22 protein-coding genes are annotated in these 24,454 nt (G+C 69.8%); 9 read left to right on the forward strand and 13 right to left on the reverse strand.

Going from position 1 to position 24,454, the window contains the following annotated elements:
- Positions 1 to 76: 76 nt before the first annotated feature.
- Together AC54T2_RS15715 and AC54T2_RS15720 are read left to right on the forward strand one after the other, a co-directional pair.
- Entirely contained in the window at positions 77 to 3,586 is a 3,510-nt protein-coding gene (locus tag AC54T2_RS15715; RefSeq protein ID WP_496666637.1) for an ATP-binding cassette domain-containing protein, read from the forward strand.
- Positions 3,587 to 3,700: 114 nt separating this feature from the next.
- Positions 3,701 to 4,591 (forward strand): TIGR01777 family oxidoreductase, encoded by an 891-nt coding sequence (locus AC54T2_RS15720; RefSeq protein WP_496666638.1) that lies wholly within the window; start codon positions 3,701 to 3,703, stop codon positions 4,589 to 4,591.
- Here AC54T2_RS15720 and AC54T2_RS15725 read toward each other — a convergent pair.
- Positions 4,537 to 5,136: a hypothetical protein gene (locus AC54T2_RS15725; RefSeq protein WP_496666639.1), complete on the reverse strand. Its 600-nt coding sequence runs from the start codon at positions 5,134 to 5,136 to the stop codon at positions 4,537 to 4,539. The two genes, AC54T2_RS15720 and AC54T2_RS15725, sit on opposite strands and share 55 nt — an antisense overlap.
- Before the next feature lie 94 nt (positions 5,137 to 5,230).
- Here AC54T2_RS15725 and lipB point away from each other — a divergent pair, with 94 nt between their 5' ends.
- The 4 genes from lipB to AC54T2_RS15745 all read left to right on the forward strand — a co-directional run bounded on the left by lipB (position 5,231) and on the right by AC54T2_RS15745 (position 8,623).
- Positions 5,231 to 5,980 (forward strand): lipoyl(octanoyl) transferase LipB, encoded by a 750-nt coding sequence (lipB, locus tag AC54T2_RS15730; RefSeq protein ID WP_186341911.1) that lies wholly within the window; start codon positions 5,231 to 5,233, stop codon positions 5,978 to 5,980.
- Positions 5,981 to 6,070: 90 nt separating this feature from the next.
- Positions 6,071 to 7,012, forward strand: a complete 942-nt coding sequence (lipA, locus tag AC54T2_RS15735; protein WP_186341910.1) for a lipoyl synthase — start codon at positions 6,071 to 6,073, stop codon at positions 7,010 to 7,012.
- A gap of 73 nt (positions 7,013 to 7,085) precedes the next feature.
- Positions 7,086 to 7,793 carry a DUF4191 domain-containing protein gene (locus AC54T2_RS15740; protein WP_496666640.1) on the forward strand — a complete coding sequence of 236 codons (708 nt, stop codon included), beginning with the start codon at positions 7,086 to 7,088 and terminating at the stop codon, positions 7,791 to 7,793.
- Between the two features lie 11 nt (positions 7,794 to 7,804).
- Positions 7,805 to 8,623: an inositol monophosphatase family protein gene (locus AC54T2_RS15745; protein ID WP_496666641.1), complete on the forward strand. Its 819-nt coding sequence runs from the start codon at positions 7,805 to 7,807 to the stop codon at positions 8,621 to 8,623.
- Between the two features lie 31 nt (positions 8,624 to 8,654).
- Here AC54T2_RS15745 and AC54T2_RS15750 read toward each other — a convergent pair whose 3' ends face one another.
- A complete protein-coding gene (locus tag AC54T2_RS15750; protein WP_186341907.1) occupies positions 8,655 to 9,038 on the reverse strand; it encodes an RDD family protein in 384 nt (127 codons plus the stop codon).
- 177 nt (positions 9,039 to 9,215) lie between these two features.
- Between AC54T2_RS15750 and glnA the strand changes: the two genes are divergently transcribed.
- Positions 9,216 to 10,646, forward strand: a complete 1,431-nt coding sequence (glnA, locus tag AC54T2_RS15755) for a type I glutamate--ammonia ligase (protein WP_186341906.1) — start codon at positions 9,216 to 9,218, stop codon at positions 10,644 to 10,646.
- Positions 10,647 to 10,883: 237 nt separating this feature from the next.
- On the opposite strand, the gene AC54T2_RS15760 is transcribed toward glnA, so the two are convergent.
- Both AC54T2_RS15760 and AC54T2_RS15765 read right to left on the reverse strand, forming a co-directional pair.
- On the reverse strand, positions 10,884 to 11,072 hold the full coding sequence (locus AC54T2_RS15760; RefSeq protein WP_496666642.1) for a hypothetical protein: 189 nt from the start codon (positions 11,070 to 11,072) through the stop codon (positions 10,884 to 10,886).
- A gap of 107 nt (positions 11,073 to 11,179) precedes the next feature.
- Positions 11,180 to 12,679: an ATP-dependent nuclease gene (locus AC54T2_RS15765; RefSeq protein WP_496666643.1), complete on the reverse strand. Its 1,500-nt coding sequence runs from the start codon at positions 12,677 to 12,679 to the stop codon at positions 11,180 to 11,182.
- A 322-nt stretch (positions 12,680 to 13,001) separates the two neighbouring features.
- Between AC54T2_RS15765 and AC54T2_RS15770 the strand changes: the two genes are divergently transcribed.
- On the forward strand, positions 13,002 to 14,012 hold the full coding sequence (locus AC54T2_RS15770; RefSeq protein WP_496666644.1) for an IS481 family transposase: 1,011 nt from the start codon (positions 13,002 to 13,004) through the stop codon (positions 14,010 to 14,012).
- Between the two features lie 34 nt (positions 14,013 to 14,046).
- On the opposite strand, the gene AC54T2_RS15775 is transcribed toward AC54T2_RS15770, so the two are convergent.
- From AC54T2_RS15775 to AC54T2_RS15805, 7 genes are all read right to left on the reverse strand, one after another.
- On the reverse strand, positions 14,047 to 14,874 hold the full coding sequence (locus tag AC54T2_RS15775) for a hypothetical protein (protein WP_496666645.1): 828 nt from the start codon (positions 14,872 to 14,874) through the stop codon (positions 14,047 to 14,049).
- Positions 14,875 to 14,944: 70 nt separating this feature from the next.
- A complete protein-coding gene (locus AC54T2_RS15780; RefSeq protein WP_496666646.1) occupies positions 14,945 to 18,493 on the reverse strand; it encodes a S8 family serine peptidase in 3,549 nt (1,182 codons plus the stop codon).
- 14 nt (positions 18,494 to 18,507) lie between these two features.
- Complete coding sequence (locus AC54T2_RS15785) at positions 18,508 to 19,320, reverse strand: hypothetical protein (RefSeq protein ID WP_496666647.1); 813 nt, start codon at positions 19,318 to 19,320, stop codon at positions 18,508 to 18,510.
- A 10-nt stretch (positions 19,321 to 19,330) separates the two neighbouring features.
- Positions 19,331 to 19,693, reverse strand: coding sequence for a hypothetical protein (locus AC54T2_RS15790; RefSeq protein ID WP_496666648.1), 363 nt, complete (start codon positions 19,691 to 19,693; stop codon positions 19,331 to 19,333).
- Positions 19,690 to 20,439 (reverse strand): hypothetical protein, encoded by a 750-nt coding sequence (locus AC54T2_RS15795; RefSeq protein WP_496666649.1) that lies wholly within the window; start codon positions 20,437 to 20,439, stop codon positions 19,690 to 19,692. The genes AC54T2_RS15790 and AC54T2_RS15795 overlap by 4 nt, the downstream gene beginning before the upstream one ends.
- Positions 20,440 to 20,607: 168 nt before the next feature.
- Positions 20,608 to 20,814, reverse strand: a complete 207-nt coding sequence (locus AC54T2_RS15800) for a hypothetical protein (RefSeq protein ID WP_496666650.1) — start codon at positions 20,812 to 20,814, stop codon at positions 20,608 to 20,610.
- Positions 20,815 to 20,837: 23 nt separating this feature from the next.
- On the reverse strand, positions 20,838 to 21,608 hold the full coding sequence (locus AC54T2_RS15805; RefSeq protein ID WP_496666651.1) for an AfsR/SARP family transcriptional regulator: 771 nt from the start codon (positions 21,606 to 21,608) through the stop codon (positions 20,838 to 20,840).
- A gap of 750 nt (positions 21,609 to 22,358) precedes the next feature.
- Between AC54T2_RS15805 and AC54T2_RS15810 the strand changes: the two genes are divergently transcribed.
- Positions 22,359 to 22,757: a VOC family protein gene (locus AC54T2_RS15810; protein WP_496666652.1), complete on the forward strand. Its 399-nt coding sequence runs from the start codon at positions 22,359 to 22,361 to the stop codon at positions 22,755 to 22,757.
- A 36-nt stretch (positions 22,758 to 22,793) separates the two neighbouring features.
- Here AC54T2_RS15810 and AC54T2_RS15815 read toward each other — a convergent pair whose 3' ends face one another.
- Together AC54T2_RS15815 and AC54T2_RS15820 are read right to left on the reverse strand one after the other, a co-directional pair.
- Positions 22,794 to 23,705 carry a DUF480 domain-containing protein gene (locus AC54T2_RS15815; protein ID WP_496666653.1) on the reverse strand — a complete coding sequence of 304 codons (912 nt, stop codon included), beginning with the start codon at positions 23,703 to 23,705 and terminating at the stop codon, positions 22,794 to 22,796.
- A gap of 410 nt (positions 23,706 to 24,115) precedes the next feature.
- On the reverse strand, positions 24,116 to 24,436 hold the full coding sequence (locus AC54T2_RS15820; protein ID WP_496666654.1) for a GIY-YIG nuclease family protein: 321 nt from the start codon (positions 24,434 to 24,436) through the stop codon (positions 24,116 to 24,118).
- Between the last annotated feature and the right edge of the window lie 18 nt (positions 24,437 to 24,454).

The following is a 24,454-nucleotide window of genomic DNA, read 5'->3' on the forward strand; positions in this document are numbered from 1 at the left end:
GTCACAGCGGCGTGAGTCACACGAAAACGAGGCGCGCGATGTCGGTGCGGCCACGTAGCGTCTGGTGCTTGTGACGGTGACCGAGATCCAGACCCACGCGGCACCGGCGGCGACGTCTGCGACCGATGGGCTGCCGCCGGGCCGGGTGCCCGTCGACTGGCGCCGCGTGCGGCGTCCGCTGACCTATCTCTGCTTCTCGATGTCCCTGCTGGGCGCGGTCGCCGCGTCCCTCGGCTCCATGGTCGCGGGCCGGCTCGCCGACAGCCCCACCGAGCGCCTCCTGGTGCTCCTGGCGCTGTGCGTGGTGGGCGGCGCGGTCATCGACACCGTCGCCAAGACCGTCTGGGCCACGATCTGCGACCGCGCCGAGGGCCAGCTGCGCGCCGACCTGCTCGACGCGGCGATGGCGCAGCCGCTGTCCGAGCTGTCCGAGCAGGCCGTGGGCGAGGTGCTCGACCGCATCGACGACGACACCTGGGAGGTCGGCCAGCTGATGCGCTGGGGCGTGTGGCAGGCCGCGCGCACCCTCCTCGCGTCCGGCCCGCTGTGGGTGGTCGCCTCGCTCACCTGGTGGCCGGCCGTCTTCCTCTTCCCGCTGACCGCCGTCGTCACGTTCACGGTGATCCGCCGGCTGCTGCCGCTCGTCGCGCAGCGCAAGGTCATCGAGGAGGCCGCCTGGACCGACCACGCGGCGTCCACCGAGGAGGGCGTCGCCGCCCGCGACGACCTGCGCACCTCGCTCGGCCAGGCCCACGTCCTGCGTCGCAACGCCCACCTGGCGTCCGTCGTCCACCGCACCCTCGACGCCGTCCTGGCCGTCGAGGTGCGCATCACCCGCCGCAGCGGCGGCATGCTCCACGGCGCCCTGGCCGCGGTCGGAGTGGTCGGGGTGGCGCTGGTGCTCTCCGGCGACCTGAGCACGGCCCGCCTGGTCACCCTCTTCCTCGTCACCACGATGTTCGTCGGCGGCGTCGACATGCTCGCGCGCCACCTGCCCGACCTCCAGGAGGGGTTCGGCGCGGTGCTGCGGCTGCGCGGGATGCTCGCCTCGCCGGCCGAGCCCACGGGCGGCCTGCCCGTGCCCGACGGGCCCCTCGACGTCGAGTTCCGCCACCTCGAGTTCAGCTACGGCACCGGCACGTTCGCCCTTCGCGACGTCGACCTGCGGCTCAGCGCCGGCCACACCTGCGCGCTCGTCGGTCGCACCGGCTCGGGCAAGTCGACGCTGGCCTCCCTGCTCTCCCGCGCGGTCGAGCCCCCGCGCGGCACGATCTTCCTCGGCGGGGTCGACGTCCTCGACCTCGACCTCCAGCAGCTGCGCTCCGCCGTCGGCGTGGTCACCCAGCGCACCGAGGTGCTCGCCGGCACGCTCGCCGACAACATCACCCTCTTCACCGACGTCCCGTCCGCCGTGGTGGAGGCGGCCGTGGCCGAGCTCGGCCTGACCGACTGGGTGGCCGGCCTGCCCGAGGGCCTCGACACCGTCCTCGGCCCCGGCGGCACCAGCCTGTCGGCCGGCGAGGAGCAGCTCGTCGCGTTCGCGCGGCTGCTCGTGCGCGACGTCAGCGTCGTGGTCCTCGACGAGGCCACCGCCCGCATGGACCCCGTCACCGAGGCCCGCGTGGTGCGGGCCGCCGACCGGCTGATCTCCGGGCGCACCGGCATCCTGGTCGCGCATCGGCTCTCCACCACCGAGCGGGCCGAGCAGGTGGCTGTGCTCGAGTCCGGGCGCGTCGTCCAGCAGGGCCCCCGCGGCCGCCTGGCCGCCGAGGACGGGCCCTTCCGCGACCTCCTCGAGGCAGCGGCCCACGAGCCGGTCGTCGAGGAGCACCACCACGACGAGTCGACGATCGGGTCCGTGCGCCGCAGCACCACTCCCCCGGCACCGCCCCGGCTCGCCCCGACGCCGAGCCTGGCCCGCCAGGTGGTCCACACGATCAGCATCCAGCCGCAGTGGGGCATGCTCGGCGCGTTCCTCTTCCTCGCCTCGTCGCTGACCGGCGCGTTCGGCGCGGTCACGGGGTGGGTGTGGGGTCACATCGTCACCGACCTGCAGGCGGGCGAGCGGCCCACCCTGCTGGTGGTGGCCCTGGTCGCCTCGCTCCTCATCGGCCCGCTCCTGCTCGCCCAGGCCTTCCGCTCCTACCCCCACTGGTGGGTGGAGGTACGGCTGCGGGTGCGCGCCGCGGTGCTGCACGGGCAGACCGCGCAGCGCCGGCTGCTCCGCACGCCGCCCGGCGAGGTCGTCGCTCGCACCATGGACGCCGACCGGCTGGCCCGCTACACCGACCGCTGGGTCGACTTCGTCAACGGTCTCGTCGTCGCTCTGGTGACCGCGCTCATCGCCCAGACCTGGCTCGCCGGCGCGGTCCTGCTGACGGTCATGGTCGCCTCGGCGCTGGCCTCCACCCTCGGGCGCCGGGTCGCCGGCCGCTCGGCCGCGGCCGCGTCGACGGCCCGCGCGCGGTTCGGCCAGTCGCTCGTCTCCGCGCTCGAGTCTGCCCGCACGGTCAAGCTGGCCGCCGCCACGCCGCAGGTCCACCAGCACCTGCGCGCCGTCGACGGCGGGCGCGTCGACGCCGCCGTGCGCGAGCACCGCGTCCAGGCCCTCCTCGACGGCGTTCCCGTCGTGATGGTGCAGTGTGGCGTCGTGGCCGCCTGGGCAGGTCTGCTCACCGGCCGCTGGGAGCTCGCGACCGCACTCCTCGTGGCCAACGCCGTCAGCGGCTTCGACTGGTTCGGCCGCGTGGCGGGGTCCGTCGTCACCGAGGCCCCCGGCACCCGCGCGTGGATGAACGCCACCAGCGAGCTCGCCGGCGGCGGCGACCTGATGGACCTCCCGCCGGGCGTCGACCTGGTGCGCGGCACCGGCCCGGTGCCCGCGACGGCGCACCGCGAGCCGCTGCGCACGCTGACGCTCCGCGACGTCTCCGCGGTGCACGACGACGGCACGCTGGGCGTCGAGGGCGTCGATCTCGACGTGCAGGCCGGCGAGCTCGTGCTCCTGCTCGGCCAGGTCGGCTCCGGCAAGTCGAGCCTGCTCGGCGCGCTCGCCGGGCTCGTCGGCAGCACGGGCGAGATCCGCTGGAACGACCGGCTCGTCGACGACCCCCAGATCGCGCTGCGCCCCGGCCGCGTGGCCCACGTCGCGCAGGTGCCGCGGGTGCTGTCCGGCACGTTCACCGACAACGTCGCCCTCGACCACCCCGACCGGGCGGTGATGCCCGCCCTCGAGGCGGCCCGCATGGGGCGCGACGTCGCCGAGGCCGGCGGTCCCGACGCGCTCGTCGGCCACCGCGGCGTACGCCTGTCCGGTGGGCAGGTGCAGCGCCTCGCGCTGGCGCGGGCGCTGGCCACCGAGTCCGACGTGCTCCTCGCCGACGACGTGTCGTCCGCGCTCGACGCCGCCACCGAGATCGAGCTGTGGCAGGCGCTGCGCGCCCGGGGCACCGCCGTCGTGGGCGCCACCAGCAAGACGGCCGCGCTCGCGCAGGCCGACCGGGTCGTGGTGCTCGACGCCGGCCGGGTGGTCGACCAGGGGCCCTGGCGCGAGCTCGCCGGGCGCTGGGCCCACCTGGCCGGCTGAGACGGGGCGTACGGCCGTCCCGGCGCACCGGCCGCCTGGCAGGCCCGTCGCCGCGCCCCTCATGCGGTCACGGCGGCGTCAGGGCGGCTTGTGGCCCCATGGTTGGGTGGGGACATGCGCGTCGTCATCGCCGGTGCCTCGGGATTCCTCGGCACCCACCTGTCCGACCACCTCCGGGTGCACGGGCACGAGGTGACCGCCCTCGTCCGCAGCGAGCCGGCCTCCGCGCACGAGTCGCGCTGGGACCCGGCCGAGGGCGTGATCGACAAGGAGGTCGTCGGGCGCGCCCACGCCGTGGTCAACCTCGCCGGAGCCCCCATCGCCGGCAACCCGCACTCGAAGCGGTGGGCGCGCGAGGTGCTCGACTCGCGGGTCTCCACCACCCGGCTGCTGGCCGAGACCGTCGCGGCCGCCGACCGTCCGGCGGCGTTCATCGCCGGCAACGGCATCGCCTGGTACGGCGACCACGGCACGTCGGCCGTCACCGAGGACACCGCCAGCTCGGGCGACGCGTTCCTCACCCGGGTCTCGCACGCCTGGTCGGCCGCCGCCGACGCGGCCCGCGACGCCGGGGCGCGGGTGTGCGAGCTGCGCACGGCCCCCGTCATGGACCGCACCTCCCCACCGCTGAAGCAGCTGCGCCTGCTCTTCCAGGCCGGCGGCGGCGCCCGGCTCGGGTCCGGCGAGCAGTTCATGCCGATGATCTCGCTGCGCGACTGGATCGGCGCGGTGAGCTACCTCATCGAGTCACGTGACGTGTCCGGGGCGTTCAACCTCTGCTGCCCCCGCACGCCCACCAACGCCGAGTTCACCCGCGCGCTGGCCGCGGCGCTGCACCGCAAGGCGTTCCTCGCCGTGCCCGGGCCGCTCATGCGCCGCGCCGCCGGTGACCTCGCGCCCGAGCTCCTGGGCTCCGTCAACGCCCGGCCCGCCGCGCTCGAGCGGGCGGGCTACGACTTCGAGGACGAGGACGTGCGCGAGGTGCTGGCGGCCGCGCTGTCCTGAGCGCGGCCGACGTGGCGCACCTCCGCCACCAGCCACCTCCCGTCCGCACGGACCAGCACCACCCGTCGCGTCGACGGACGGCCGGCGGGCAGCGCGACCGGCGTCCCGGCCCCCACGGCCGTGCCGCCGACCACGCGGTCGGTCACGACGAGCTCCCGTCGACCGGGCGCCCGGGCGACCACCCGCAGCGCCAGCACCTGGGTGGTCAGCCCCTCCACGCGCAGGCCACGGCGTCGGTAGTCGCGCAGCAGGCCCACGTCGGCCGCGCCGGCCGCGGAGCCGTCGGCGTAGAGCCGCGCCAGCGCCTCGGCGTCCCCCGCCGCCCACGCCGCGGCCCGCTCGGCGTCCCAGGCGGCCAGCACCGCCGCGGGGCCGGTGCGCCGGGTCGCACTGGCGGCGGCGTCGCGCGACCCGCGCTCCGAGCCGGACTCCGGACGGGCCGCGGGGCCGCCCCGGTCAGGACGCGCCAGGGCCACCACGAGGGTCGCGACGACCAGGGCGCAGGCGAGCGCGGTGAGCGCGGGCAGCAGGCGGCGCGGATCCATCCCGCCAGCGTGCCGGATCCCCCACCCGCCCGCAGGCGTCATCCACAGCCTCCGCGGTGCATACGCCCTCCGGCAGCCGCGTAGGCTCGGGCACATGCCGCTCGAGCACGACGCCACCACCGCGCTGGACTTCGAGGTCGCCGGGCTGGGCGACGACGCCGTCGACTACCTGGCCGCGTGGGACCTCCAGCGCCGGGTGCACGAGGAGGTCGTCGCCGGCGAGCGGCCCGGCACCGTGCTGCTGCTCGAGCACCCGCCGGTCTTCACCGCCGGCAAGCGCACCGACCCGCACGAGCGGCCGCTCGACCCCGGGGGCGCCGACGTCATCGACGTCGACCGCGGCGGCAAGATCACCTTCCACGGCCCCGGCCAGCTCGTCGGCTACCCGATCGTGGCCCTGCCCGACCACGTGAAGGTCGTCGACTACGTGCGCCGCGTCGAGGAGGCGCTCATCGCCGTGTGCACCGACCTCGGCGTCACCACGGCCCGCATCCCCGGCCGCAGCGGCGTGTGGCTGCGCGAGGACGAGCGCGGACCGGAGCGCAAGATCGCCGCCATCGGGATCCGCGTGAGCCGCGGGGTGACGATGCACGGTTTCGCGATCAACTGCGACGTCGACCTCGGCTGGTACGACCGGTTCGTCCCCTGCGGGATCGCCGACGCCGGCGTGACCTCGCTGTCGCACGAGCTCGGCCGTGACGTCACCGTCGCCGACGTGCTGCCCGCCGTGCGCCGCCACCTGGCGACGTACCTGGCGTGGCAGCCCTACGACGCCACCCCCGACTACGACCCGCGCCCCGAGCCGGGCCGCGCTCGCATCGAGCTGGTGCGCCCGGGCGGCTGAGCCCCGACCCGGCACGTCGCCTCGCAGCAGGCGAGCCCGCGTGCGGATGCTGGTTGGGGGCGCTCGGAGCCCCGTCGTAGAGTGGCAGGTGTGACGACTGCTCCCGCACCCGAAGGACGCAAGCTCCTCCGACTGGAGATCCGCAACGCGGAGACCCCGATCGAGCGCAAGCCGGAGTGGATCAAGACCCGCGCCAAGATGGGCCCGGAGTACACCTCCCTGCAGAACCTGGTGAAGTCCGAAGGGCTCCACACGGTGTGCCAGGAGGCCGGCTGCCCCAACATCTTCGAGTGCTGGGAGGACCGCGAGGCCACCTTCCTCATCGGCGGCGACCAGTGCACGCGTCGGTGCGACTTCTGCCAGATCGACACGGGCAAGCCGCAGCCGCTCGACCGCGACGAGCCGCGCCGGGTGGCGGAGTCGGTGCAGAAGATGCAGCTGCGCTACGCCACCATCACCGGCGTCGCGCGCGACGACCTGCCCGACGGCGGCGCCTGGCTCTACGCCGAGACCGTGCGCGCGATCCACGAGCTCAACCCCGACACGGGCGTGGAGAACCTGATCCCCGACTTCAACGGCAAGCCCGACCTGCTGCGGGAGGTCTTCGAGTCGCGGCCCGAGGTGCTCGCCCACAACGTCGAGACCGTGCCGCGGATCTTCAAGCGGATCCGCCCGGCGTTCCGCTACGACCGCTCCCTCGACGTCATCACCCAGGCCCGCGACTTCGGCCTGGTCACCAAGTCCAACCTGATCCTCGGCATGGGCGAGACCCGCGAGGAGGTCAGCCAGGCGCTGCGCGACCTCCACGAGGCGGGCTGCGAGCTGATCACCATCACCCAATACCTGCGCCCCTCCCCCCGCCACCACCCCGTCGAGCGGTGGGTCAAGCCGGAGGAGTTCGTCGAGCTCAAGGCCGAGGCCGACGAGATCGGCTTCGCCGGCGCCCTCTCCGGCCCGCTGGTCCGCTCGTCCTACCGCGCCGGACGCCTGTACGGTCAGGCGATGGACGCGCGCGCCGCCGCCACCGCCTGACAGCACCACCGCTCCACCTCCCGAAGCACCTGTCGAAGCACCTGTTGAACACCTGACCGGACAAGGCCACCTCATGTCGACCCCCGCCACCACGCCCACCTCGCGCCGTGGGCAGATCCTGCAGACCTACCAGATGGCCAAGCGGAGCGACCCGCGCCTGGGCCTGATCGTGATGGGCGTGTTCGTGCTCGGCGCGGCCCTCGGCTTCGCCGTGATGTGGGTGCTGCCGGGCGAGGGCCTGCTCGGCTGGATCATGTCCGTCGTCGGCGCGGTGCTCTTCGGCGCGCTCTTCGCGCTGCTCGTCTTCGGCCGCCGCGCCCAGAAGGCGGCGTACACGCAGATGGAGGGCCAGCCGGCCGCGGCCGCGGGCGCCCTGCAGATGCTGCGTCGCGGCTGGAAGGTCGACCCCGTCGTCGGGTTCACCAAGCAGCAGGACGTCGTGCACCGCGTCGTCGGTCCCCCCGGCATCGTCCTCGTCGGAGAGGGCTCCAGCCCCGCCCGCGTCCGCCAGCTGCTCACCACCGAGCACCGCAAGCACGAGCGCGTGGCCTACGGCGTGCCGATCCACGAGGTCGTGTGCGGTCGCGGCGAGGGCGAGGTGCCGCTGCCCAAGCTGGTGCGCCACGTCCAGAAGCTCGGCCGCAACGTCAAGCCGGCCGAGATGACCGACATCCTCCAGCGGCTCCGGGCCCTCGACGCCCAGCGCGGCAAGCTGCCGCTGCCCAAGGGGCCGATGCCGACCTCGATGAAGGGCATGCGCTCGCAGCAGCGCGGCCGCTGACCGCAGCCGGGATGCCTGCGCTCGACGGACTGACCGACGCCGAGGTGGCGATCGCGGCGGCTCGAGCAGGCGCCGACGTGGTGGCCCGCGCCTACGGATCCGCGCACGTGCGCTTCGCGAAGACCCCCACCGACTTCGCCACCGAGACCGACCTCCGCGCCGAAGAGGCGATCGTCCGGGTCCTGCAGGAGCACCGCCCGGCCGACGCGCGCACGGGCGAGGAGTCGGGAGCCGGCGGCCCGGCCGCGGCGTCGCGGCGGTGGCTCATCGATCCGCTCTGCGGCACGCTCAACTTCGCGGCCACCACGCCCCTCATGGCGGTCAACGTCGCCCTCACCCACGACGACGCCACCATCGCGGCCGCCGTCGTCGACCCGATCGCCGACGAGCTGTTCTGGACCGACGGGTCCCGCGCGCTCGTCCGCCCGGGTGGCGGCACGGATCGGGCGCTCGAGCCGACCCCGGCATCCGGCCTGCTCGAGGTCAACTGCGACGGGCCGTCGGACCGGCCGTTCGTCGGCGGGCAGCTCGTCCACGATCCCGGGGTCCGAGCCGCCTACGGTCCCCGGGTCATCTCCTCGACGCTGGGCGTCGTCTGGGTCGCCGTGGGTCGCCGTGGGTCCTACGTCTCCGACGGCTCGTTCCGGGGCAACCTCCACTTCGCCGCCGGGATCGCGGTGGCCGAGGCCGCCGGCTGCGTCGTCACGGACCTCGCGGGAGACCCGCTCCACACCGGCCGCGGCCTCGTCGTCTCGGCGGATCCCACGACGCACCAGGAGGTGCTCGCGCTGGTGCGGCCGCACCTGTCGGCCGTCGCCACCGTCGGCTGACGGGCGTACGCACCCTGGGTGCGGGCGCGGGTCAGATCCGGACGGTGCGCGTGCCGGCGGCGACGTCGTGCAGCCCGCGTCCGTCGTACGTCAGCAGCGGCGGCACGAGCAGCGCGACGAGCACCGAGCGGACGAGCGCCCGCAGCAGCGACACCGGTCGGCCGGAGCCGTCCGACCTGACCACCCGGAGCCGGGTCGCGAGCTTGCCGAACGACCCGCCGGCCAGGGCGGTGAACACCGCCGACTCGAGGACGAAGAGCGCCAGCGTGCCGAGGCCGTTGGGGTTGCCACCGAGCACGCCGGCCGCCACGAGGCCCTCGACCACGGCGAGGCACGCGATCCAGTCGACGACGAGCGCGAGGACCCGCCTGCGGAAGCTGGCTGACTCGAGCTCCGGTGTTACAGCGCTGGTCACGTGACCAGCCTAGGAGGCGCGAGCAGCGGCCCATCGGCCGGTCACCTGTTACACGCGCGAAACAATCGGGATACGGTCAGGAAACTGCTCCCGCCTAGCGTGGCGGCACGGTGCAACGAGGCTCCGCTCCCGAACGCTGCAATCGACGTGCGCGCGCCGCCGTCAAGGAGGAACCGAATGTTCAACAACTCCGATGAGCTCCTGAAGTTCATCAAGGACGAGCGCGTCGAGATGGTCGACGTGCGCTTCTGCGACCTTCCCGGCGTGATGCAGCACTTCACGGTGCCCGCCGGCGCGTTCGGTCCGGAGGTGTTCGAGGACGGCCTCGCCTTCGACGGCTCGTCGATCCGTGGCTTCCAGGCGATCCACGAGTCGGACATGTCGCTGCTGCCCGACCCGACCACGGCCTACATCGACCCGTTCCGCACCGCGAAGACGCTGGTCATCAACTTCTTCATCCACGACCCGATCACCGGCGAGGCCTACAGCCGCGACCCGCGCAACATCGCCAAGAAGGCGATGGCCTACCTCGCCTCGACCGGCATCGGCGACACCGCCTACTTCGCCCCCGAGGCAGAGTTCTACGTCTTCGACGAGGTCCGCTTCGCCACCTCCGCCAACGAGGGCTTCTACCGCGTCGACTCCGAGGCGGGCGCGTGGAACTCCGGCGCCGCCGGCACCGCCGACCGCCCCAACCGCGGCTACAAGGTCAAGTACAAGGGCGGCTACTTCCCGGTCGCGCCCTACGACCACTTCGGCGAGCTGCGCGACGAGATGGTCAAGGAGCTCGAGGCCTCCGGCCTCTCCGTGGAGCGTGCCCACCACGAGGTCGGCACCGCCGGCCAGGCCGAGATCAACTACCGCTTCGACGAGCTGCTCAAGGCCGCCGACGACGTGATGAAGTTCAAGTACATCGTCAAGAACGTCGCCTGGCGCAACGGCAAGACGGCCACCTTCATGCCGAAGCCCATCTTCGGCGACAACGGCTCGGGCATGCACGCCCACCAGTCGATCTGGAAGGACGGCGAGCCGTTGTTCTACGACGAGACCGGCTACGCCGGCCTGTCGGACATGGCCCGCTACTACATCGGCGGCATCCTCAAGCACGCCCCGTCGCTGCTGGCGTTCACCAACCCGACGGTGAACTCGTACCACCGCCTGGTGCCGGGCTTCGAGGCCCCGGTCTCGCTGGTCTACTCCCAGCGCAACCGCTCGGCCTGCGTGCGCATCCCGATCACGGGCGCCAACCCCAAGGCCAAGCGCATCGAGTTCCGCTGCCCCGACCCGTCGGCCAACCCCTACCTCGCGTTCTCCGCGCTGTTGCTCGCCGGCATCGACGGCATCCAGAACAAGATCGAGCCGCCGGCCCCGATCGACAAGGACATCTACGAGCTGCCGCCGGACGAGATGGCCGACATCGCCCAGGTCCCCACCTCGCTCGGCGCGGTGATGGAGAACCTCGAGCGGGACCACGAGTTCCTCACGGCCGGCAACGTCTTCACGCCCGACCTGATCGAGACCTGGATCGACTACAAGCGCACCAACGAGATCCTCCCGATCCAGCTGCGCCCCCACCCGCACGAGTTCGAGCTCTACTACGACATCTGAGCCACCCTCAGCGCTGACCTGCGGAGTCACCCGCTGATCCGCGTCTGACCTGCGAGAACGTCCCTGGACAGCTTCGGTTGTCCAGGGACGTTTTCAGTTGGCTGATGGGATGGGTGTCGCACGGACGCGACGGCGTCCGTTGGTCGCGGCCCGTAGCCCAACCCGCCCAGAATGACGCGCTGCCCGACCTTGATTGTGCCGCCAGAAGAACTGTCCGCAGGCAAGGCGTGCGATCGATCAGGCGGCACCTTCGTCATCTGCAGGGGGCGAGGGGTCGAGGTCTTCCAGCCTGTCAAAGAAGGTGCGCAAGTCGTCGCACACCTCCGAGACCTCAAGGCTCAGCGCCACATCAGCCGCACTCTGGCCCGTATCCGCGAGTAGTCCGTCGTCAGGCAGGCGCAGCACGTCCTTGCCGTTGGCCTGCATGAGGGCATCAGTGCAGTCACTGACAGTGAAGTTCGCGCCAATGGCGAGAGAAAAGTTGTTGGCAAGTTTCGCACGAACGTCGCCGGAATCTTGCCCGGTGCAACGAGCTACGGCGTCGGGAACAAGGAGGTAACTCTCCAATGCCGCCGCCGCCACTTCAACGCATAGAAGTTGTCGCGGCTCGGGAAATTCTGGTCATTGAGTTGCGCGTCGACCGTAGCAATGGCTTCGTCGTCGCGGTCGCGAAGGCTGACTGCGACCAGGTTCGGAATGTCCTCGGAAAGGGCAGTAAACAGCTGCAGTCGTTCTTTGTGGGACACGGACGTGTGCCATATAGGCCATCTCGCCAGTACGTCCCTGCCCAGACGTTGTCCGATGGCGTGCAGCATCGTTTCGTCGCTCGTTCCTTCGAGGAACAGGACTCGTCCAGCGCGGCGAATGGGATCTATGCGCGGCGCGTAGTCCGACCCCAAGCCCGCGAGGAGTCCGACCTTCTGATGGTCTTGTGACAAATACTTGAACTTCCCCCTCCCGCGGGCCTTCACCTGCAAGATGTGACATACGGGCCAGTGCCGGAGAAGTTCGGAAGAGTGTGTAGCCACGAGCACCTGCTTGCTTGCAACACCCGACATCTCAGCCAAGGACTTCATCATCTGGGCCTGCAGTGTTGGGTGGAGGTGTGCGTCCGGCTCGTCCAGCAGGAGCACGTCTACCTCGGGAGACGTTGCCAGTGCGTACACGCTCAGCCATTGCAAGAACCCACTGCCCTCGACCATCAGGTCACGCTTGTTGTAACCGGGGTGGCGAGACAGTTTGTGCCCCACGACCGAACCCTTGACCACGTCGATTCGAATATAGGAGTGGTACTCGTCGCTGAAGGGGTCGATAACAAGCTCGGCTCCGAAGGTGGTTCGGAGCGTCTGCTGCAAGAGCTCCCAGGGATCTGAGGCACGGAGTTCTCGCAAGTCAGCCTCGCTGATCTTCGACCTTCCTTCGCGGAGCTGTGCCCGCCTTTCCTCGTTCCGCTGCTCGAGGTCCAGCAAGAGGTTACGAAGAACTGCTCCGGCTAAGCCCTCGCCAGTGCGCCGTCGTCGGATGGCAGGCGAGACCTTCATCTCCCGATCGGTGATGCCTGCGAAGGGAGGAAGGTACGCCACAACTGGCAGGCGGAAGCCTGGCTGCAGGTTTGAAGACGTGACCTTCACGAAGAGACGGTCATTGGCGAGTGCGAGGCCGAACTCCAGAAAGCAGTCTTCGCCGCTCGTCACCCAATCGCATCGGATGCGCAGGGTGTAGCCATCCGGATCGCTCGACTCCTTCTGCGTCTTGAGATTGGTCCATAAATGCTTCAGGGACGGAACGGCTACAGGGCTGAACTCGTCGCCGCCAACGCCCAGTCCCTGCCTATTGCTGGACGCGAGAAATGTCTCGGCGCCCCGTTCCATCTCTATGGCGGTGCGGCAGAACTCCCATACCGCCAATGCGTGAAGCAAGCTCGACTTGCCGGAGTTGTTACCTCCTGCAATCAGAGTTATTCCTACGGGCAAGAGGTCAACGGTCTCCTCCCTGAACTGTTTGAATCGCCGCAGTGTTACACGGCGGATCATTCTTGCTCCCCAAGCATGTGCGCACCATAGGTCAAGCCGACAACAGATGCCTCACCTTGAGAGCTGACTGGCGCGATCATGCGGCGGCGTTGGCGTCGAGCGAAGCAGTCTTGCAACTGCATCCGTCTGTACGTGATCGATCCAATAGTCGGCGTGACCCCTCACGCGAAGGTCAGGGGAGGCGGGATCGTCTGGATCTGATGCCCAGGCACGTTGGTCGAGATCGGGTGACGACACGATCTGAGGTGTAGGTGGGTGAAGGCCTCCCCGGGTGTGGAGTGGAGCTGTTGAGGAAACCGCTCCGCCACCAAAGGAGGCCTTCATGTCCCACGCTACCCACACCAACGCCGCGCTGACGCCTCGTGCCCGGCTCAAGATGGCCAGACTTATCGTCGAGAAGGACTGGCCGCCAGCTCGCGCTGCGGAGCGGTTCGAGGTGTCGTGGAAGACCGCGAAGAAGTGGGCTGATCGCTACGAGGCCGAAGGCCCGGCCGGGATGCTCGACCGGTCCTCGCGCCCGCACCACCAGCCCAACCGCACCCCGCAGCCGGTGGTGCGCAAGATCGTGCACCTGCGGTGTAAGCGGCGACTCGGACCGGTCGAGATCGCCGACCGGCTCGGTATGCAGTCCTCGACCGTGTACGCGGTCCTGGTCCGGTGCCGGCTCAACCGCCTGACCCACATCGACCGCGCGACCGGCGCGCCGATTCGTCGCTACGAGCACGAGCACCCCGGTGTCCTGATCCACGTGGATGTGAAGAAGCTCGGCCGCGTCCCCGACGGCGGCGGTTGGCGCTACGTCGGACGACAGCAAGGCGAGAAGAACCGCGCCGCCACGGCCCTGCGAACGGCTGCACCCAAGAGCAAGTACCGCCAGCCGCTGGTCGGGACCTGGTACCTGCACACCGTCATCGACGACCACTCGCGCGTCGCCTACGTCGAGGCCCACGACGACGGAACCAAGGAGACCGCCGTGGCCGTGCTGCGCAACGCCGTGGACTGGTTCGCCGCACGTGGCGTGACGGTGCAGCGGGTGCTGTCCGACAACGGCGGTGCCTACCGCTCCCACCTGTGGCGCGATACCTGCACGGAACTTCAGATCACTCCGAAGCGGACCCGCCTCTACCGTCCCCAGACCAACGGCAAGATCGAGCGCTTCCACCGCACTCTTGTCGAGGGCTGGGCGTTCAAGAAGTTCTACAACTCCGAATCCGCACGGCTCGCTGCTCTGCCAGCATGGGTTCACGAGTACAACCAACACCTGACCCACTCAGCAATCGGGAAGGCCGCACCCATCACCAGGTTGGACAACCTGGCTGGGCATCACACCTAGCACTACTTGCGGGACAGCACAGCCCGGCCGCCCCTCATTCGAGCCGTACTGTGCCTTTCCAGCCGCGCAACCACACGAACGGCACGGTGGCGGTGGCCCGTCGGGTCGCCTGACCGAGCTCGTTGGGGTCGCGGAAGTGCACCACCGGGACCTCGTAGATGCTGACCTTCGGGTAGACGTAGAGGGCCTGCGTTCGGCCGCGCGGCGCGCCCGGGATTGTGCCGGTGACGTTGAACGTGCGGGTCTGGCCCTCGGTGAAGGTCCGTGACTGCGAAGCCGTGGTGCTGAGCTGACGGGCCAGCGACTCGCTCCATTTCATCCCTGTAGTCACCGAGGTGCCGAGCTTCTGCCCGAGACTGAACTGCTTATCGATCCCGAATCCGATCGAGAGCTCGGAGGTGTTGGTGGTGGACTGCGCCTTCTCGGTGGCACGCGTCAACGTCGTACTGGACTGGACCTGCAGCGCGCTAGCGCGAGCGTCGCTCACCGACGTCTGCATGCTGACCTGGTAGGTCACTGGAGTCGGCTGACTGTTCCCCCACAAGAAGTGCCAGTACTCGCGGTACTTCGTGTGGTCGGACAGGGAACGCTGCTCCGTTTCACGGGCGCGGCTCAGGAGGGGCTCGACCGGATCCATCAGACAGAAGCCGAGACTGGTGGTGTTGTAGAACCAGACGTCTCCGGTCTCCCGCCAGTGGTACTCGACGTCGAGCCAGCGCAACGGCTGGTCGGGCGAGTGGGCCTTCCCACGGGTCTCCACGTCTAGGTAGAGCTCGATGAGGCGGGAGGACTCGTCGGGAAGCTCCGCGCTGCGAAAGCTTCTCCATGCTGCCTGGCCCTGACCGGCCAGCGGAATGGTCACTGACTGGCCCGGCCCGGTCCGGGCCCGCAACCTGACCTTGACCACTGGGTCCTGGAAGTTCAGGTGGTCGTTAGTATTTGTCACCCGGAGCCGGAACTTCGACGGCCCCCCGCCGGGGCGGTCCGGACGTGAGGTAGTACAGGTGCGGCCGTCCATCACCGCCCGGCACCAGATTCAGCTCCTGCCACTCCAGCCGCGCAGCGGTGCTGCGCATGGGCGTCGTCGCCTCGGTGAGTTCGTCCTCACCATCCCACTTGACCACCTCGTCGCCTTCGTCCCACTCGGCAATGCCGTCCCCCTCGTGCACGTCTTTCGCGTCCATGGGTGCCCGGTGCCCCTCCGGGGTCCACACCTCGGCGGTCTTGCCGGAGACATCGAACCCGAGGAGTAGGTCCTCCTTCGCGAGGGTTCCGGCCTTGGGTACGTGCCAGCGCCACGACTTCCCCGGGGTGCCGCCGACGGTCCTCAGTCCGAACACGGCACCCTGTAGGTGTACCCGACTCTCCCGCGCTACGTCGCTTTGGTCCGCGGAATAGTCTTGGCCGTAGTAGCCGCCCTCGAGGAAGCTGAGCACGTTCGCGAACACCCATCCGCGGTAGCTTGGCGCCCCGGCCAGCGCCGGGTCGGACAGTTGCCGTTCTACGTCACGAAGTGCATCACCGAGCACGCCGGCATACACCGAGGGCGACACGCTGCTACCCCGGTCCTCCTCGTCTCGTCGTCCGCGGGACCCTCCACGGCTCTCGGCGCCCAGGTCGCCAGTGCTGCCGTAAGCAGTCATGGTGGCGGTGACGAAGTAGTGGTACCAGTCGCCGGGATCGTGGGTGCCGAACGTCTTCGCGTCGAACAAGAGGTAGAAGATCGAGGTAACGGTCTTCTTCTTGCCTTGGTGGTAGTAGGTCAGCCGTCCGGCTGGGTGGATGAGCTTGGCGATGTGCGTCTTCTGGCCATCGGTGTACTCCCCCTCCTTGCCAGCGCCCTTCCAAAACACGGCGGTTCCCTCGCGGACGAACGCTTTGGTGACGTTGTGGCACAGCAGGGCCGCGTTGCCCGCATCCCCGGCGAGCTCGAAGGCCATTTCGTAGAGCCTCATCGGGGTCAGCGGCGACCGACCCCCGCGCCAGCTGCCAAGCACCCGGTCCCGCAGGGACCGGCCCGCGCCGACCAGCGCAGGATCGGTGAGGAATCGCTTGGTCACATCTGCGGCGACCCGCTGGTCGTTCTCGTACTGGCTGAGGAAGGTCGCTAGTTCCACGGGGTCGACCTTGCCCTGCGGAAGGCGGCGCCGGATCGCCGCGCGGACCTCGCCGTCTCGGATCGCTTGCCATTCTCGAGCTAGCGCGGTGCCGGGCCGCAGCACGGCGCCGGTGCTCTTCGGGTGGCGGGCGTAGAAGACCGCGTTTGTGATCTGGTTCTCAGAGAGCCCGGCGTTGACCATCGGTGTGATCTCATCGGACTCCGCTGGCTCCCACTCACCGAATCTCAGCTCCGCGGCGCCGGACAGCGGTCGGAGCAGCAGTTGGCCGGCGGGCATCCTGGCCCGCTGATCAAGTACCCGACATACCATCGAGACACCCGGCCCTCGCCCATCGAGGGGCAGCGCGGTGGCGTAGTAGCCCGCTTTGCGGGGCCTGGCCCGCCCGCCGCCGGCGAGCGTGAGGTGACCGGCGAGCATGGCGTCGGACAGCAGTGCGATCCGGCCATGGCCAGGCACTCCTAGCACGACCCGGACGAGTCGGTCGCCCGGCTGCGGCCGGGAACGCGGCAGTTCCCCTGGAAGCGCGACCAGGTCGTAGCCAGGGACGACGGTGCCGGGGTCGGCGCCAGCGTAGGCGAGGGCCTCGTAGACGCTGTCTGCGTCCCAGGCTTCGGTGCTGGGCATGCGGTCGGTGGTCATGACGGGCCCTCCTTGAGCGGTTTGGTGGGAGTGCGACGGCCCGGTGACTGCCGCGAGCAGCGCCGGCAGGTCGAGGCGACCGGCGCCGTACTGATAGGGATCGGCGTCGCTGGTGGCGACCGCCATGGCCGTGTCCAGGACGAGCGCGCGCATCTGAGCCGCGGACAGCGGCACCGGAGACGCCTGTGCGCAGAGCGCGACCGCACCTGCGACGAAGGGGCTGGCCATGCTCGTGCCGGATTTGCGCAGGCACCCAGTCGGGGCCCGTGCGCCGAGCACATCAATTCCCGGAGCGACGAGGTCCGGCTTGACCCTGCCGTCACGGGTCGGTCCACGGCTGCTGAACCGGGCGGCCGCGCCGTCGGCCGTGTGCCCGTCGTACGCCCCGACAACCAGCGGCAGCCGGCTCGACGCCATCGTGCCAAGGGTGACGTCCCGGCTCAGGCCCCTACCTGTGAACCTAGCCTGGCAGTGCCCACAGGCCTCGTCCCGCTCGACCCAGGCGTGGAACACGCCATCGCTGACCCGAACGCCGCGGAGCTCGATCGTCCACGGGCCGGCGGGTGCCCACGGGTCGAGAAAAAGCTCGATGTGCATGTCGCTATTGGCGGGTTCTCGGCGGTGGTACAGCCGACCGACCGACGCACCGTCGACGTCCAGGCTGGTCCGACGCTCGGGCGCCAGCCACTTCGAGCCCCAACCGTCCGGGCTCAGCACTCGGACCTCGAACACGTCCGCACCGGAGTACCACACCTCGAACTCGTTAATAGTCGAGTCGTCCTCGTGCGTGCATGCCGTCACCGCGACTCGTCCGGCAGGAGGCACCCGGTCAGTGACGTGCACGGACTTGTCGGCGTAGTTTCCGCAGGACTGGACGATGTACGCGTTCGGCGCCGCGCTCAGCACATTGTCGAAAGCACGCTCGACCAAGGTGGAGCCGTCGTGCGGGCCGCCGTGCCTGCCAACACTGAGGTTGACCACCCACGGCCTTCCGGCGGCGGTCCGGCGGATGAAGTCCACGCCCTCCAGAATCCGCACCGAGTCGCCGAGGTTGTTCAGCCCGCCAGTCTCCCGATCTGCGACGTGCACGAACGCTAGGTCTGCCTCCGGCGCGACCCCGGTGGGGCAATCGGCGCCGGTTCCAGCCGCGATGCTTAGAACGTGGGTTCCGTGGCCGGCCCCCCGGGGCCGGTAGTCGAGCTCCGCGTATGGGTCGCGCTCCCGCAGGGCCCTGTCGATCCGGGCCGCCGGGAAGCACCGACCATACCCGTACGGCCCTGGCGAGTCGGTCGTGCGATGGCCGCGCTGATCCCACAACGCCAACAGGCGGGTGTGCCGCGCACCGTCCGCGCCGCCTTTCGGCACGAGCAGGTCTGGGTGCGCGAACGCGCAGTCCCAGTCCACGACGCCAATCAGGATGCCGGCGCCCGTGGGGACGGTTCCTGCCGGGCGGCGCGCGTCGGAGACCCGTTCCTCGCGAGCTGTGGCGGCGATCTCGGACCAGGCTGGCTCGGGTCCCAGCGGCCGCGGCGCCTTCAGGCTCACGCAGCCTGGGTCGGCGCGCACGCGGCCCACCGCCGCCGCAGGTAGCCGGCAGGTGACCACGTCGCCGAAGCGGGCGACCACGCGCACGCCGGGCACCGTGACGCCCGGGTGCGCGAGCCGCATGATCGCCTCGACCTCGCTGTCGCGCCGCCTGCCGGAGCGGAGCAGCTCCCACAAGCCGGGATCCATGGCTACCCGACGTTGATAACGTAGGAGGCCGACTTGCCGCCGGCGGACGCGGTGAATGTCGCGGTGGTGTTCGCAGCTCCGAGCGTGAACGTGCCGTTGCCCGCGTCGTTGGCGCCAGTGGCCGCGATCGTCGGCGTGATGGTGCGCAGTACCTGGCCGCGCCAGCCCAGCGCCTCAGCCTTGAACGCGACCGTGTTGCCGGACTTGTCCCCGGTGCCCTGCTGGGTAATCCGGACGTCGTAGACGTCCCCGGGGCCGAAGACCTCCTTGCCGGCGAAGATGCCCGCTACCAGCACCGGCGTAACGACCTGAGGGTTCCTCCAGAGCGCCCCGCCGCGCGGCCGGCGCAGGAACAACAGCGGGGTCAATGGCAGCCCGATCTTGGCCACCGTGTTGTTCAAGGGCCCGGTTGTTCCGAACGCGTTCTGTAATTGGGTCACCACGATGCTCGCGGCCATCGCGTTCTCCGCGCCGGCCGAGCGTCGGCTCCCCGCCCGGATGGCGTCGGCGACCGAGTCCGACTGCACCTTATTGCGCAGGTCGACCTCGCGTACGGCGGCCTGGGTCTGCTGCACTGCGGTCGAGACGCTCTTTGGCCCGGTGGTGCGCCCCGCCCCCGTTCGTCGGCCGCGCCTCAACGCCTCGAGCTTGCGACGGCGCGCGGCCGCGCGACGGTCTCGCTCCCGCGACTGCCGGCTCTCGCTGTCTTCGTACTCACTTGAGTCGTCGAAGAAATCGTCACCCTCGTCGAAGTCGAGGTCGGACTCACCGTCGAGGCTGAAGTCCATGTCCGCGCCGTAGTCCTCGGTGGACATACTTGTCATCTCATGCTCCCTTCATCGCTTCCAGTGCCGGCGCGACGAAGACGTCGAACGCGGCGGGGTCGGGGGGCCGCCAACCGGAGAGGCCCGCGCCGGAGCAAACCGGACAGGCCGGGTCGTCGCCCCAGCAATCACACGCGCCCAGCGCTGCGGCGAGCAGCAGGCTGCGCTCCAGCGCGAGTTCGTACTTCGCATCTTCGAGGGCAGTGCCGTTGAACGCGCCGAGTACCTTCACGATGAGGGCTCGAGTGTCCGCATCGTCGCCAAGAACGAGGACGGCCGCCTGCTCAAGCAGGCCGGAGACGGCTGCGCCGGGATCATCGATGAGCTCGCCGACGACCGCACGAAGGTCAAGCTGTTCGGTCATGACCAGACCTCCTCGAGGTCGAGGGCCTCGGCGGCGACCAGGGACGCGTACACCGCGTCGTCGGGTTCCGTCCACGCGTCAAGCTCCTCCGCGTCGGCGATGTAGCCGGCACCCGGCCCGGGGTCGGATCCCGAGGACCTGGCGAGCTGGTCCGCCTCGGCGGCTGCCTGCCCGTAGAGCGAACTCAGGGTGTTCAGCAACGCGGCGACCGGGACACCGTTGACCGCCTGCCGACCTGCTGGGCCCAGGGCCGCGGCCAGCAACCCATTGAGCACCGCGTTGTTGTGAGTCAGTGTCAGGGCCTTCAGCGCTGCTGTCGGCTGAGGCGAGGTCACGGCCGTCGGCCCCACCGGCTGCTGCGGAGCCGAGCCCGGCGACGCCTGTGCTGGAGCTGGCAGCCGGCTCGCAGGCTGGCTCGTGGATGGCTGGAGAGCCGCCGGCACCGGTGGCGCAGGCTTCGGCGCACCCCGCAGGTTGGCCGCGGCGGCGCCACCGAGCTTGGAGCCGACTGTGGCGCCGATTGGCCCACCTACCATGGTGCCCGCGGCCCCGCCAGCGATCGGAAGCGCCACCTGCGCGATCTCACGTACGGTCGGGTCCGACAACGCTGCCGACGCACCCTTGGCAGCGGAGCCGAGGGCCTTGCCGAGGCTAAAGGACTCGCCGGACGTCAACGGGTCCAGGAGCGTCAACAGGGTCTCGTCCACCAAGTCGTCGCTCGCCGACTCCGCGAGGTCTTCGCGCATGGCTTCGATCAGTGGCGACTCCCACCCCAAGTCCGGCAATTCAGGACCGACGCCCTCGTGGCCGGATCTGTCGCGAGTCCTGCGCATCTCTGCCTCCGATCACCTTTCGAGGTACCGAGGATTTACCAACGGCGACCGCCTGCTGTCCGTCTCGCCGTCTGCTAGCCGTCACGGCGGCGTCAACGCGACCTCGGTCAGCCATAAACGAACCAGCTCCGCGACCGCGGTCGGACTGGCGGCGGTGCCGAGCAGGCGGTCCTCCCCCGAGCCGTGACCGACCTCCAGCACAGTCACCAGCAGCCCGCTTCCGAACGCCCCAACATGAACCCGCACCACCGCGACGCGGTAGTCCTCCCCGTGGTGGTCGATCTGCACCCAGCGAGGATCGGTCCTCTTCATCAACGCGGAGTCACGGCGCCATCACGTTGGAGTCCGGCGCCGATCAACGGCGCGACCAGTCGGGTCATCGCCGGCGACGGGGCGAGACCGAACTCGCGGGCGAGCATCGACTCGTACTGGCGGTACCCGCGGACCACCTCCGCGAGGTTTCCCTGCTCGAGCTGGGCCACCATGACGAGGCGGCGGGCCGACTCACGGAGCGGCTCCGAGAGCACGACCGCGCTGACCACAACGAGCGCGTCGGCGATGCGGTGCTGCTCGAGCAACTTGGTTGCCGCGCTCTCCAGCGCCTCCATCCGCAACAGCCTGTAGCGCTCGCGGTCGACCACCACCCACTCGTCCTCCCAGTCGGGGAGCACTTCGTCGCGCTCGAGCAGTGCAGGCAGCATCTCGAGCGCTTCATCTGAGACGGGCTCGCGGACCAACCGATGGGCCAGCCGGGACAGTTCGCTCACGTCTACAGACACCTCGGGTGTGAGCCCGACCCGGTCATCCTGCGCGGTCACGATGTCGCCGAACCGGTGCAGACGCCACAGTGCGGTGCGCAGGCTCTTGGCCGCCTGCGGTCTCAGGCTGTCGCACCAAAGCGTTCCGGCGAGCCGGGACCGTGTGACAGGTCTGCCCACTAGGGCTAGGAACGCCGCCACCCGCTCGACGCTGTGCGGGACCGCGACCGGTCGTCCGGACACCTGCAGCTCGAACGCTCCGGTCAGCCGTAGCGCCACGGTGTCCAGTTCGCTGGCGTGGCCCGAGCCAAGTCCTGAGTTCACGGGGCCTCCATAGCCTGCTTGTCGAAAACTGAACGTCCCGGCAAGCCACAACCATGGCGTCGGGGAATCAACGCACCGTCACGCCAGCGCCACCGTCGGGACCGGGCGCGTCGGGGTCATCAACTTGACGGGGAGAATCAGCGCTTGGAAGCCACTTTGATAGAGGCGGGGCCCCTTGAGGCCACCGGTCCCAAGTGCACGGGAGCCTCCTGCCCGGGCGGCCGATCGCAACCTCAGGACTTTGGGCGCCGGTGGCGGCAGCCCGTCGTCCGGGTTGCCGTTGGCGCCGGCCCACGCCCGGTGCGTTGAACGCGATGGCGATGGCGTCCCAGGACGATCGCTCGATTCTGGTGCACGGACATCGCGGCCGAATGAACGTGAGCCGGTGCTTGCGGATCATCCCGTGCCCCATCCCCGTTCGGTCCCCCGCCCGACGTGAGTAGGGCTGGGCCTCCCATCGTCTGGGACCTAGCCGAATCCGAACCTCAAACCGAGAATCCTGCGCAGCGGCTCGACTGTCAAGTGAACCGCCCCGGCGTGTCCGGAGACTCTGTGGCCTGCCCCGAGTTCCGCGAAGTCGAGATTCCTGGATCCTCATGCCGCGATGAGTGCGGCTTTGCGCCGCGAGGCGGTGCCGTTCCCACTCATCGGATCCTCGACGCCACTGACACGGCACCCCTCGCGCTCTAGTCTGATCGGGTGCTCACAAACCGTTCGGCACCGCACGCGCGAGTGACTCCGGTACTCATCGTGGCCGACGTCAGATCAGCCGTCGCCTGGTACACCGAGGTCTTCGGCTTCGTCGAGCACGTCCGCATAGGCGAGGGGCATCGCTCGCAGCTCGGCTTGCCGGAGGGACCGCCGGCCGAGCTGGTGATCGCAGAGGTTCGGCCGGGACGGCGAACGCCCGAGCGCCAACGCTCGCACCAAGTGATGTTGAAGGTCGCCGACGTGGCGAAGGTTGTGGCGGCTGCGGTGGCCAGGGGCGCTCAGCTGGTCGATGAGATCCAAGACTGGGAGTACGGCGAGCGGCAGGCCGCCATCGATGACCCGTTCGGCCACCAGTGGGTCCTCAACCAGACGCTGAACGACGTCGAACCCGAGCAGTGGGGCGGGAACACCGTGACTCCACGGTCGCCGTACCGGTAAGTGGCTGCGTCAAACCGCCGCGGATGACCAGGACCCTCAGCTTGCGTGGTGCTGAACGACGTTGAGCACGTTGCCATCGGGAGCGCGGACGAAGAAGCGAGTCACGCCCCATGCCTCGGTTGTCAGGGGGTGCACGATGTCGTACCCGCGCTCCTGTGCTTGGCGGTAGGCGGCTTCGACGTCGTCGACCATGATCGAGACCACGGGGTCCACGGGCGCGGTGGCATCGCTGGTCATCACCTGGAGCGTCGCCCTGGATGCCGGCGAGGTGTGGCGGGCCACCCAGCCCAGGTTGAACTCCTCTTCGGCCAACCCGAGGTAGTCGCTGTAGAAGCTCCTGGAGGCGGGGAGGTCGGGTACGTGGAGGTCGGCGATGATCTGCGTGACGCGGATGCGCGACGTGGCGGCTCTCCCAGTTGGGCCGGTCTCGCCCGACGTCTCCGGCGCGGCGCCCAGGAGGTGGATCCAGCGCGGATCCTGCTGGCCCGACCGGCGCTCAAGCTCGCACACCAGCGGTTGCGGGCGGCTCGCCATCCGGCGCAGGCACTCCTCGACCTGGCCCCGGTCGGCGAATCCGTGCAACCGCTCGGTGCGGGTGCGCAGCTCACCAGGCGACTGGGCGCCGCGGAGCAGCAGCACCGTGAGCAGCGCCCGCTCGTCGGGCTCGAGGGCGAGGCGCTCGTCGAGGATCTGGTGGTACTTCAGTGTCCGGCGCCCGGTGTCGGACCACACGATCCGCAGCAGCCCACGTTCCTTGAGCGACTTCGCGGTCCGCTCGACGGTCTGCTGGTCGAGGTCGGTGACGGGGTCGCGGCTGCTCTTCTGGTTGCACGCCGACACCAGCGCGTTCGCGGAGAGGGGATAGGTGGCCGGCACGGTCGCCTGCTTCTCCAGCAGGCTGCCGAGGATGCGCTGGTCAGTCGCATCGAGGACGGGGAGTTCGCTCACGCCACGACCCTAAGTCTGCCTTGGCACGATGCCGGATCGAACAGCGTCCTTTCGCCGCGAGGTGGTCTATGCAGCACAAGTTTCTGGGCCGGTTGAACTAGACAAGCTCCCAGTGTTTTCACCCATGCTCGGTGGCATGACGGACACTTGGACGATGCTCGAGTTGCAACATGCGCTGCGCGAGTTCGAGAGCGATCTACGACGAGCCGGGAAGAGCGATAGCACGGTGCACACTTACGTCGATCGCGCCGACCGATTCCTACGCTACCTATGCGGCGACTATCGACCCGAGTGAGCGGGAGCGGAGGGCCTTCCCTAAATGACCGGGTGGCTACGAGCTCGAGCGCGTTGCGCACCCCGGATTGCACCCAATGTCTGGCGGAACGGGGAATCGTTGTTCTGATCCAAGTTCAGGGGAAAACGTACTGCTGGAGCAGCTCATGCTCGAGGAGCCAGGGTTCGGGAGTCTCCAGCCAGCACACACGGGCGTGCCGACCCATCCAGCTGGAGAGTTCGGCTTCGCCGGATGCGAAGGTAAGGCGGTTTCCGCTTCCGACAAGCCGGAGCTCGATACCAAGGTCGTCGGCTAGTAGCGAGCCGAGTGTGAGGCGCAGGGTCGATCCGTAGGCGTTCCCTCGGTAGTGATAGCGCAGACGAGAACGCACCGTCTGACGGCTGGGTCCGCGGCCGTTGGCTGAGGGCTTGGCCGGCGAGATGCCGACATAGAGCAAGGTGTGGATCGCCGTGCT

The organism is Nocardioides sp. Z35_8 (assembly GCF_059621125.1).